Source organism: Sphingomonas flavalba (genome assembly GCF_047553045.1).
In the GTDB taxonomy this organism is placed as follows: domain Bacteria; phylum Pseudomonadota; class Alphaproteobacteria; order Sphingomonadales; family Sphingomonadaceae; genus Sphingomonas_L; species Sphingomonas_L flavalba_A.
The window spans coordinates 2,263,955-2,274,667 of the sequence record NZ_CP180208.1 but is presented as its reverse complement, the minus strand read 5'-3'; the positions used below and the strand labels follow the sequence as shown (position 1 = coordinate 2,274,667).

General features: G+C 66.2%; 9 protein-coding genes. 1 reads left to right on the top strand and 8 read right to left on the bottom strand.

Annotation, left to right across the window (positions count from 1 at the left end):
- Positions 1–6: 6 nt before the first annotated feature.
- The 7 genes from ACMT1E_RS10890 to ACMT1E_RS10860 form a co-directional block, all read right to left on the bottom strand.
- Positions 7–1,209 carry an acetyl-CoA C-acetyltransferase gene (locus ACMT1E_RS10890; protein ID WP_414900222.1) on the bottom strand — a complete coding sequence of 401 codons (1,203 nt, stop codon included), beginning with the start codon at positions 1,207–1,209 and terminating at the stop codon, positions 7–9.
- Between the two features lie 199 nt (positions 1,210–1,408).
- Complete coding sequence (locus ACMT1E_RS10885) at positions 1,409–2,629, bottom strand: cytochrome P450 (RefSeq protein ID WP_414900220.1); 1,221 nt, start codon at positions 2,627–2,629, stop codon at positions 1,409–1,411.
- A gap of 24 nt (positions 2,630–2,653) precedes the next feature.
- A complete protein-coding gene (locus ACMT1E_RS10880) occupies positions 2,654–4,303 on the bottom strand; it encodes a GMC family oxidoreductase (protein ID WP_414900218.1) in 1,650 nt (549 codons plus the stop codon).
- 41 nt (positions 4,304–4,344) lie between these two features.
- Positions 4,345–5,334, bottom strand: a complete 990-nt coding sequence (locus ACMT1E_RS10875; protein ID WP_414900216.1) for a hypothetical protein — start codon at positions 5,332–5,334, stop codon at positions 4,345–4,347.
- A 93-nt stretch (positions 5,335–5,427) separates the two neighbouring features.
- On the bottom strand, positions 5,428–6,924 hold the full coding sequence (locus ACMT1E_RS10870) for a class I adenylate-forming enzyme family protein (RefSeq protein WP_414900214.1): 1,497 nt from the start codon (positions 6,922–6,924) through the stop codon (positions 5,428–5,430).
- 5 nt (positions 6,925–6,929) lie between these two features.
- On the bottom strand, positions 6,930–7,223 hold the full coding sequence (locus tag ACMT1E_RS10865; protein ID WP_414900212.1) for a hypothetical protein: 294 nt from the start codon (positions 7,221–7,223) through the stop codon (positions 6,930–6,932).
- Between the two features lie 36 nt (positions 7,224–7,259).
- Complete coding sequence (locus ACMT1E_RS10860) at positions 7,260–8,429, bottom strand: thiolase family protein (RefSeq protein ID WP_414900210.1); 1,170 nt, start codon at positions 8,427–8,429, stop codon at positions 7,260–7,262.
- Between the two features lie 254 nt (positions 8,430–8,683).
- Between ACMT1E_RS10860 and ACMT1E_RS10855 the strand changes: the two genes are divergently transcribed.
- A complete protein-coding gene (locus ACMT1E_RS10855) occupies positions 8,684–9,463 on the top strand; it encodes an SDR family NAD(P)-dependent oxidoreductase (protein ID WP_414900208.1) in 780 nt (259 codons plus the stop codon).
- 6 nt (positions 9,464–9,469) lie between these two features.
- Here the strand turns inward: ACMT1E_RS10855 and ACMT1E_RS10850 are convergent, their stop codons facing one another.
- The gene (locus tag ACMT1E_RS10850; protein ID WP_414900207.1) at positions 9,470–10,708 is read right to left on the bottom strand and encodes a CoA transferase; all 1,239 of its coding nucleotides are present in this window, start codon (positions 10,706–10,708) and stop codon (positions 9,470–9,472) included.
- Between the last annotated feature and the right edge of the window lie 5 nt (positions 10,709–10,713).

The window sequence follows — 10,713 nt, the reverse complement described above, 5'->3', positions numbered from 1 at the left end:
CGGCGGTCAGGCGCGCTCGAAAATCGCTGCCAGGCCTTGCCCGCCGCCGATGCACATCGTCTCCAGCCCATAGCGGCCCTGGCGACGCTGCAGTTCGCGCAGCAGGTTCGCGAGGATGCGTCCGCCGGTCGCGCCGATCGGGTGACCAAGGGAAATGCCGGACCCGTTGACGTTCAGCCGGTCGCGGTCATCCCAACCCCACCCCTTGAGCACGGCGAGTACCTGCGGCGCGAAAGCTTCATTGAGCTCGACCAGATCCATATCGTTCCAGTTCAGGCCGGTGCGCGCGAAAAGCCGCTCGACCGCCGGCACGGGGCCGATGCCCATCGTCGCCGGGTGACAGCCCGCCGCAGCCGCGCCGACATACCAGGCCATCGGCTCCAGGCCGAGTTCCGCAAGCTTGTCTTCCGCCACTACCAGGCATGCCGCGGCGGCATCGTTCTGCTGACTGGCGTTGCCAGCTGTCACCACGCCGCCCGGTATCATCGGCCGTAGCTCGGCCAGGCTTTCGGCCGTAACATTGTCCCGCACGCCTTCGTCGCGCTGCACCACCACCGCCGCGCCGCGCCGTTGCGGCACGGTGACCGGGACGAGTTCGTCGTCGAACCTGCCGGCCGCCCAGGCGGCGGCCGCGCGCTGATGACTGGAAGCGGCATAGATATCGCTCGCCTCGCGGGAGATCCCGTATTCGCGCGCCAAATTCTCGGCTGTCTCGATCATGCCCGAAATGACACCGAAGCGACTGATCGGCTGAGACATGACGCGGCCGCGGGTCAGCCGGTCATGCATCTCGACACTGCCGGAACGGGCGCCTGAGCGCATGTCGAGCGAATAATATTCGGCGTTGGACATGCTTTCGACCCCGCCTGCGATGACGATGTCGGCCATGCCCGTCTGGATCTGCAATGCGGCATCGATGATCGCCTGCAATCCGCTGCCGCACCGCCGGTCAAGCTGATAGCCGGGAACCTCGATCGGGAAATCGGCTGCGAGCAGCGACCAGCGCGCGACACAGGGGGCTTCGCCATTGGCATAGCCCTGTGCGAAGATGACGTCATCGACGCGTCCGGGATCGATGCCGGTGCGTTCGACAAGCGCGCGCAGCACGCAGGCGCCGAGGTCGCCCGCGGATACGCCGGAGAGAGCGCCCTGATATTTGCCGACCGCGGTTCGCAGCGGACTCACGATCGCCGCCCTGCGCAACGTCATTCCCAACTCCTCCGTGATCGGCTCAGGCGCATCCCGCGCTCGGAGCACTCAATTGATATTCTGCGCTGCGAGTCTCTGTTATTGAAAGAATTTCTGGTCATTCTCGCCAGCGCAAAACGCCGTTCCCGCCGTGCGATCACCCTGATGAGCATGGCGATCGGGATTGTCGGACAGCGATAACCGCGCGGCGTTCGGTGCGTCAGGCGCGCTTGCCCAGCCGCATCGGCAGTGACGACACGCCACGCACGTTGGAAAGGGCGACGCGGGTGGCACGGTTCGGGTCGACTTGCCAATCGGGAAACCGGCTGGTCAGTTCGGTGAACGCGATGGCCAGCTCGGCCTGGGCAAGGTGAATGCCGAGGCATTTGTGCACACCAAAACCGAAGGAGATTGTGCGCTTGTCGTTGTCGCGTTCGATGTCGAAACGATCGGGGTCGGAAAACGCCCGCGGGTCGCGGGTGGCCGCCGCCGTCGCCAGCATCACGCGCGAGTCCGCGGGAATGGTCACGCCGTGCAGCGTCACCTCGCGCATGGTCAGGCGTCCCTGCAATTGTGAGGGCGGGTCATACCGCAGCATCTCCTGAACCAGTTGCGGCGCGAGCGAAAGGTCGGCCGTGAACTTCGCGCGCTGGTCGGGAAAGCGGGACAGCGCCATCAGGCCGTTCGGGATCGCTTTCGCCACCGTCTCATGGCCCGCAAAGCCCATCTCGAGGAAGCGGAAAGCAATTTCCTGATCGCTCATGCGGTGAACGACGCCCTGATCGTCCGTTTCCTCAAGGGCGATGAGCAGCGAAATCGGGTCGTCCTTCGGCTCCTCGCGCCGCTTCTGGGTCAGCGCGAAATAGATTTTCCAAAGCTTCGTATGCGCGTCGCCCTGCGCGCTGGTCTCGCTGCCCGCCTCGCGCGAGACATAGGCGTTCGACAGCTCATGAATCTCCTGGCGATACTCCTCTGGGATGCCCAGCAGCTCACTGATGACAGTCAAGGGCAGCGGGACCGTGAATTCCTTGACGACGTCGAACTCGCCGTCCGGGCCATACCGCTCGAAACAGCCTTCGAGCAGCTCGATCGTCTTTTCGCGGATGAAGCCGTCCAGCGCGCCCATGCGCGCGCGGCTGAACACGCGGGTCATCATGCCTTTGGCCCAGATATGATCGGGCGCATCCTTGCCGATCAGCAGGGTGGAGGCATAATCCATGCGCTCGATCTTGGGGCCTGCCGAGCTTGAAAAAAGCGCGGCATCCTGATGCGCCTTGCACACGTCCTCGTAGCGCGTGAGCATCCAGAAATCCATCTCCGGCTGGTGATAGACCGGCGCCTCCTCGCGCATCCAGCGATAGGTCGGATACGGATCGATGGCGAAATCGATCGAATAGGGGTCGAAGACGTAGCCGATCTCGCCCGGTGCCGGTGAAGCCATGGTTTTAGTCTCCGTTCGCTCGTCTTAGTGCGGTGCCCGCGCCGTCGCGCCGGCCGGGTCGGTGCTCGCGTCCTCCAGGATGAAATCGGCGGCGCGCAGCCCGATCATCATCGCCGGGCCATTGGTGTTGCCCGACACGATCGTCGGCATGATCGACGTGTCCGCCACGCGCAGCCCCTCGACACCGCGAACGCGCAACCGCGGGTCGACCACGGCGTGCTCGTCGGGCCCCATCCGCGCGGTGCCGCACACGTGAAAACAGGTCGATCCGAGATCCATGGCGTGGTGGAGAATGTCCTCGTCGGTGCTCACCGCGGGACCGGGCACGGTCTCGTGAACGATCCAGTTACGGAGCGCGGGCTGTCCGGCCAGTTTGCGAATCCAGCGCACGATCGCGATCGCCTTGTCACGATCGATCTGAGTGTCGAGGTGGTTGGCGTTGATATAAGGCGGCTCTGCCGGGTCTGGCGAGGCGATCCGCACCTCGCCCTGACTGTCGGGGCGCGTGTAGTAGGCGAGCAGCGTGACTCCCGGCGCCTTTTCCAGGCCGGCATTGCCCTTCGTGCCCGCAGCGGCGGTGGAAACGGAGATCAGATTGAATTGGACGTCGGTGTGCGGCAGGCTTGGGTCGGTCTTCACGAAGCCGCCGATCTCGTGCACTCCGTGGGTCATGGGGCCTTTGGACCCCAGCATGTAGCGCAGCATCGACATGAACAGCCGCCAGCCGCTCAGTTGCTGATTCTGGCTGTGGCTCTTCACGCGGTACTTGATATCGAAGTGGCGGTGTTCGCGCAGGTTGCGTCCGACCTCGGGCGCGTCGTGAACCACGTCGATCCCGAAACTGCCGAGAAGTCCGGCGGGGCCAACGCCCGATAGCTGAAGCAATTTGGGCGTTTCGATCGCGCCGGCGGCCAGAATGATCTCGCGCCGCGCGCGGACGCGGCGCTCGCCGCCGGCATCGCGCAACCTGACGCCGCAAGCCCGGCGGCCATCGAACGTGATGCGCTGCACAGCGGTCTCGGCCATGACAGTGAGGTTGGGCCGGTCGCGGATCGGGTCGAGGAATGCGTGCGCGGCGCTGACCCGCTTGCCCTTCCAGATCGTGGCGGGCTGATAGCCGATGCCGCCATCGATCGTGGCGCTCGGCGCGTTCACGTCCTCGACGCGCGGCACGCCCATCTCGCCCGCCGCTGCGATGATCGCCTCGCACAACGGATCGCCCTTCGGGTGCATCGATATCCGCAGCGGCCCCCCCGCGCCGCGATGGTCCGCTTCGCCCAACTCATGGTCTTCCAGGCGCTTGAACGCCGACCGGACGCTTGACCATTCCCAGCCGACGCATCCCGCGCGCGCCCATCCGTCGTAATCCTCGGGTGATCCGCGCATGTAGACCATGCCGTTGACTGAGCTCGATCCTCCCAGCGCCTTGCCCTTGAACCAGCGTTCGGTCGGCCGATTTCCGCCTGTGCTGACTGCCGGATAGGACCAGTTGAACTTGCTGCCGGGCGCATTCACCTTGCCCACGCCGCGCGGCATGGAAATGAGAAACTCGTGATGGTCGGGGCCGGCCTCGACCAGCAGCACGGAGGTCGACGGATTGGCCGAAAGCTGGTTCGCCACCACGCAGCCCGCCGAACCGGCACCGACCACAATGTAATCAAATTCGTCCTGCATCGCTGCCTTCGTCGAAAAGAGGTGTGTTGGCCCCGGCGCGTTCAGCGGCCTCGCGCCAGCTTCACCCGGGCGACACCTATGTCCAGATAGGCTGGAGAGAGCTTGCCTTCGGGGTATTCGACCCAGCACCAACTGCGCGCCGGCAACTCGCCTGCCGAATCCTGAACGATCTGGCCGAAGAAGTGGATCGGGCTGCCGGCCATGTTCAGGTCAAACCGGTAGTTGTTGCCGCCGATATCGAAATCGAGCGCAGTGAGCTGACCCTTTTCATTGACGGTCGGCCTTGCCACCACATCCTTGTGCGCGGTGGTTACGCCATCCTTGAGCAGATGGCCGGGGCCGAACTCCAGCGCGCCGCGGCCCTGCCAGAAAAACCCGCCGCCAAGCCGGCCGTCGGCATATTCGTGGACCCATGAGACCCACATGCCCTGAAGATCGCGCGCGATCGGCAGCTCGGAATAGATCGTTCCGGGCGGCCCATAGGCGTAATCGAGATGCAAGTGGCCCGACACCTCGATGCCGTCGATATGGCCGGTGACCATGAGCAGTTCGTGGCGGTAGTAGAATTCCATCGCCACGCCTTCCTGCTTGGGGGCGTGGATGCAGACGACGTCGCTGATCGTCTTGCCGTGAAGCTCCCAGCGGCCGCTGGCGTCGTACCAGTGCAGACCGTCGGCATCGTGCTCGATCCTCCCGCTGAGGAATTTGAGCGTCAGCTTGTCGCCATCGTCGGCATATTCGAGCGGTTCGAACCAATCCAACGTGGAATATGCGTCGAACAAATGCGGTGCCTGGGCGTCGAGCGTTCTTTCCAGCTTGCGAAACCCGCAGATCGGCAGGACGGTATGGACCATGCCGGGGACGAAGTCGTCCGCGCCACGCAGGCCGAAATAATATTGGCCGGCCTTGTCGGTGAGCACCGCGCCCATCCACATTCCGGCCACCCCAACATTGGGGGCGGGGCGCCACTCGCGGCGGTAGTGATCCAGCGTTGGCTTTTCGCGAAGAACCTCGAAGTCAATCCGCTCCATCACATCTTTCCATTTTGGGATGAGGAATGGCGTGAAGCTTGGCGGGCAACCCGCGTGTCCGACAACGCCGAATATTAAAAGGCCGACCGCGGATCAGATGGTGTCGGCAAACATCAGGCGAACTTCACGGCGCAGCAGCTTGCCCATCTCGTTGTAGGGCAATGCGTCGACCCTGAGGATGCGTTCGGGGACGCGTGACGATCGCAGCCGTTCGCGGATGATGTCACGGATCGCGTCATCATCCGGTCCCTCGCCATCCGTCGCGATCGCCACCGCGACGGCTTCGCCCCATTCGACGGAAGGAATGCCGACCGCGGCCGCATCGGCAATGCCGTCCTGCGCGGTCAGCACTTCCTCGATTTCGCCGGGCGAGATATTTTCGCCGCCGCGCACGATAACGTCGTCCGCGCGCCCGGCAAGGAACAGATAGCCGTCTTCGTCGAGATAGCCCGCATCGCGCGTGCCGAACCAGCCGTCCGCGTCCAGCGCGCTGCGCTCGCGATACTGGCCCGAAACCTGATCGCCGCGCACATGTATCTCGCCGCGCTCGCCGGCTGGCAGTACACGGCCGGCGTCATCGCGCACTTCGAGCTCGATCGACGGCAGGGGTTTGCCGACGGAGCCGAGGCGGCTGCGCACCGATGGGTCGTTCGATGCGAGGGCGGCGCGGTGCTCGTCCGGGCCGAGCAGCGCGATGGTCGAGCTGGTCTCGGTCAGGCCATAGGCGTTGGTGAAACCGACATGGGGCAGCAGGTTCAGCGCCCGGCCGATGAGCTCGACCGGCATCCGGCCGCCGCCATAGGCAATGGCGCGCAATTGCGGCAGGATGCCGGTGCCGCCGTCGGCGGGCAGCTTTTCGGCAATCCGGCCCAGCATCGTCGGCACGACGAACGCATTGGTGCAGCCTTCGCGGCCGCACAGCGCGATCCACGTTTCGGGGTCGAAGGCGGGCAACAGCACGATGCGTCGCATCGCGTAGATCGACGACAGCAGCGCCGCGATCCCGGCGATATGATATGGCGGAACGCTGACCAGCGCGGCTTCCTCGGTCCCGGCGCCGCCGAATTCAACGGTGCCGAGGATATACGCCATGAGATTTGCGTGATTGAGCACCGCGGCCTTTGGCGCCGCGGTCGTCCCGCTGGTGAACAGCTGAACGGCGATCCCTTCGCCGTTGGCGGCCTCCAGCATGGGTGATCCGGCGGCTTCGGCGTCGGCGATGAAATCGCGCCGTTCGGCAAGCACGCAGCCGGTTTCGGACACAAGAGTCCCGGCGCGGGCCGCCTCGCCGACGATCAACGCCGGGTCAAGGCGCGCGATCAAGGCCGACAGGTCCGCGTCGGGCAAGCGATAGTTGAGCGGGCAATAGGGGGCGCCGGCCAGTGCGGCGCCGAACAGCGCGATCGGCGCCGCTTCGCTACTGGTGCCGAGCAGCGCGACGTGATCGACCGCCGCGCCGTCGATGATCGTGGCGGCGCCCGTCGCCGCGTGCCACAGCTCGCGGTAGCTCCAGTTGCGGTCGTCGCAGGTCAGACCGATCCGGTCCGGCTCCGCGTCCGCCGCCATCTTCAGCAGGAGTGAGATATTCACGGGTGTCAGTCCGATGAAGGAAGGGGCTTTGCGTCCTTCAGCTGCAACGGCGTCTCACCGATCGAGAGGCTGCCCTTGCCAGGCCTGATGCACAGCAGTTCCAGTGTCGCGTCGGCGTTCGCGTAACGCTTGCCCATCATCGTGCCGCCGGCAAATGCCGGGTCGATGTCGCCGTCGATCGTATCGCGGTCCGCCGTCATCGGCTGGCCGCCGCAGGAAATGGTGACGTCGCCCGGCGTCTTGATCACCATGATTTCGGTCTCGCAGACCGTGCTCTTGAGCTTGCTACCCGCTTTCATCTTCCACTTTTCCGTTGGTGTTGCTGAATCGCCGCGTCAGACCTCGATCAGCACCGCGCCTGCCTGACCGCCGCCGGCACACATGGCGGCCACGCCAAGTCCACCGCCGCGCCGGCGCAGGTCGTTGGTCAGCGTCGTGAGCATGCGAACGCCCGACGCGCCGATGGGGTGGCCTATCGAACATCCCGATCCCGAAATGTTGATGCGGTCTTCGTCAAGCGCCAGCATGCGCGCCGCCGCCAGCGGAACGGATGAGAAGGCCTCGTTGATTTCCCACAGGGCGATATCGGCGGTGCGGCGGCCGGCGCGATCGAGCAGCTTGTTGACCACGTCTGCCACCGCAAGGCCGGTATGCGCCGGATCGATGCCGACCGCGGTCCAGCCGCGAATTGTCGCCAGCGCCGTGTGTCCGGCGGCCCGCGCTTCGTCTGCATCGGTAATAACCATCGCTGCCGCGCCATCGTTGAGGCCGCTGGCATTTCCCGCCGTAATCGAAAAACCCTCGATCTCGGGATGCAGGGGCGCGAGGGCGCCCAGCTTCTCAAGCGTAAGCCCGCGCCGGGCATGTTCGTCGGTCGCGAACATACTCTGATCGCCGTCGGCGTTACGGATCGCGACTGGAACGATTTCGTCTTTGAAACGGCCTGCGTCGATCGCGGCGATCGCGCGTTCGTGCGATCGCAGTGCCCAGGCGTCCAGCTCCTGTCGGGTCAGGCCCAGCGCCTTCGCGGTGTTCCAGCCGACGGTGATCGACATGTCGCGATTGGGGGCCTCCGCGCTGTCGGGGTGCGTGGGCGGAAGCCAGCGCTCGATCAGCGCGCCCGAGGTCGGATCGCGCTGCTGCATCGCCGGGAGGAAAGAGCCCGAATTGACGCCGCCCGCGACAACGACGCGCTCCATGCCCGACATGATCGCGCCCGCGGCAATGCCCACTGCCGCCAGCCCGCCCGCGCAATGCCGATTGACCGCCATGCCGGCGACGCGGACCATGCCGAGTTCCACCGCGGCGTGCCGTGCGATCGCGCCGCCGCCCGCCAGCGATTCAGCCAGCACGATGTCGTCGACCGCCCCCGCCGCAAGACCGGCGCGTTCGATCGCGGCGCGAATGGTCGTGGCGGCAAGCGATTCCGGCGGGGTGTTGGCCAGCGATCCCTTGCGGGCGGTGCCGACCGCCGTTCGGACGGCGCTGATGACGACAGCTGGCATGCACGCTCCCACCGGACACATTCCGTCGCGGCATGCCGTCGTTGCGCAGAGCGGCTTCGCGGGTCTCTTGATTCAGAGGACGGGGAAGCGCGCGCTCGCCTGAGCGATGCCACGCCGATACTATGAGGCAGCAGCGAATTTGCCGCCAGTGGATCAAGGGCGGGAACGGGGCATGTTTTAATATTGTGCGGATGTCCGCCGCGCCAATCTCGTTACCTGCGAGAACGAAGCCTGCCACGATTTGGAGACCCGACGTGCTTATCGATCCGTCCATTTCGGCCATCGTGACCGGGGGCGCCTCCGGCCTCGGCCTGGCCAGCGTCAAGGCGTTGCGGGCACTGGGCGCCAGGGTCGCCATACTGGACCTCAATCCTGAAGCGGGCACGGCGGCGGCAGCCGAAACGGGGGCGGTGTTCTGCCAGGCGGATGTCCTGTCGGAAGACAGCCTGGACAGCGGCTTCGCGCGCGCTCGCGCCGCCAATGGGCCTGCGCGCATCCTGATCGCCTGCGCCGGGGGAGGCAACGCGATTACCACGATCCGCAAGGACAAGGCGACGGGGGAGATCATACGCTTTCCGACCGACGCCTTCGCGCGGGTTGTCGCGCTCAATGCGGTTGGGACATTCGCGACGATCACGCGTTTCGCCGCCGACGCGGCGACGCTCGACCCGATCGACGGCGAGCGTGGAGCGATCGTGACCACGGCCTCGGTCGCCGGGCAGGACGGGCAGCAGGGGCAGGCGGCTTATGCTGCCGGCAAAGCCGCCATCATCGGCATGACGTTGCCCATCGCGCGCGACCTGTCGCGGTTCGGTATCCGGATCAACACCATCCTGCCGGGGATTTTCGATACGCCGCTGATGGCAAAGGCGCCGCCAGAGCTGCGCCAGTCGCTGGCCGCGACGGTTCCGTTCCCGCCCCGGTTCGGCGATCCAGCGGAATATGCCAGCGCCGCGCTCGAACTGATCCGCAACGGCTATTTCAACGCCGAGGCGATCCGGCTCGATGGCGCGATCCGCTTCGCGGCGCGGTAGGTTCGATCAGGCTGCGGTGCACGCGAGCCGCGCCGTATCGGCTCCCAGCGGCGGAGATGCGATCGCGGAGGAACGCATGGCGTAAGCCGGGGCATCGTCGGCATTCGCCATCCTCTGCCATGCCCGGATTGGCGCCGCCGCGCCCAGCATCGCGGCGTGCGCCACCACGTCGCTGAGCGCAATCGAGATCAATCGGCCGCCGCCCTGTCGCCAGCCCGCCCAGCCGGCCAGCGCGGCGGTGATGCCAGTCAGGGGGTCGGCAATCGCATCGCCGGCGAACATCGCTTCGCCCCAGGCGTGCCGCATCGCCATTGCCACGCCGCCGGCCACCGCCGCGTCGTCGCCGAACGCGATCCAGTCGCCGGCGCTGCCGTCACGGCCGTATCCCGTGATTGATATCCATGTTGCCCCGCTGGCTATGGCGGCCTCGGCATCGATCCCCAGCCGCGCCAGGGCGCGTGGCCGGCTGGCTTCGAGGACGATGTCGGCGGACGCGACAAGACCGCGCAGCAGCGCGAGGTCGGAACTGTCGTGGAAATCCAGTGCGACGCTGGCTTTCATCCCGTTCAGCAAATCGAAAAAACCGACATTGCCGCGGCGGGCGCCGTCCGGGCGCTGTCGGCTTTCGACCTTGATAACCTCCGCGCCACAGGCTGCCAGCAGGGCGCCCGCCAATGGCCCTGCCCACAAGGCGGTAAGGTCGATGATCCGGGGTCTGCGGCCCGCGACCGGCGGCGCTGCCGGCCGGGCGCATCGGACGGTAAACGGCGCCGATTTGGTCGGGGGCGGCTGTACGGTAGCGATGGCGAGGCCGAGCAGCCGCCCGCGCTCGATCAGCGTCGCCGCGTCACTTTGCGAGGCGATGTCCGTCACCGCCGCCCAGTCATCCGCCGGGCGCTGGAAGAGGGCCGGCAAGAGCGTCCAGTCATCGTCGCGCGGCAGGTTCAACGCGATCCAATCGGTGCGCGTCGTCAGCAGGCGACAACTGCGATTTGCCGAATGCCGGCCCCCGCGGGACAGGTTCGCGAGCCGTGCACGCTCGCCAAGCAACACTGCGCCGTTCGCGGGAAGCGCATGGTCCGAGGCCAGCGCGCGCAATGCGCCGAGCGCGCCATCGGCGGCGGCCGTCAGCGGCAATGACGACACCAGCGGCGGGCCATCGGACCGCCCGGTGATGTGCATCAGCCCGGCGCGGCGCCACGCCAGTGCGGGGTGGTCGCTAACGACTTTGGCGGCGACATCCATGCCCA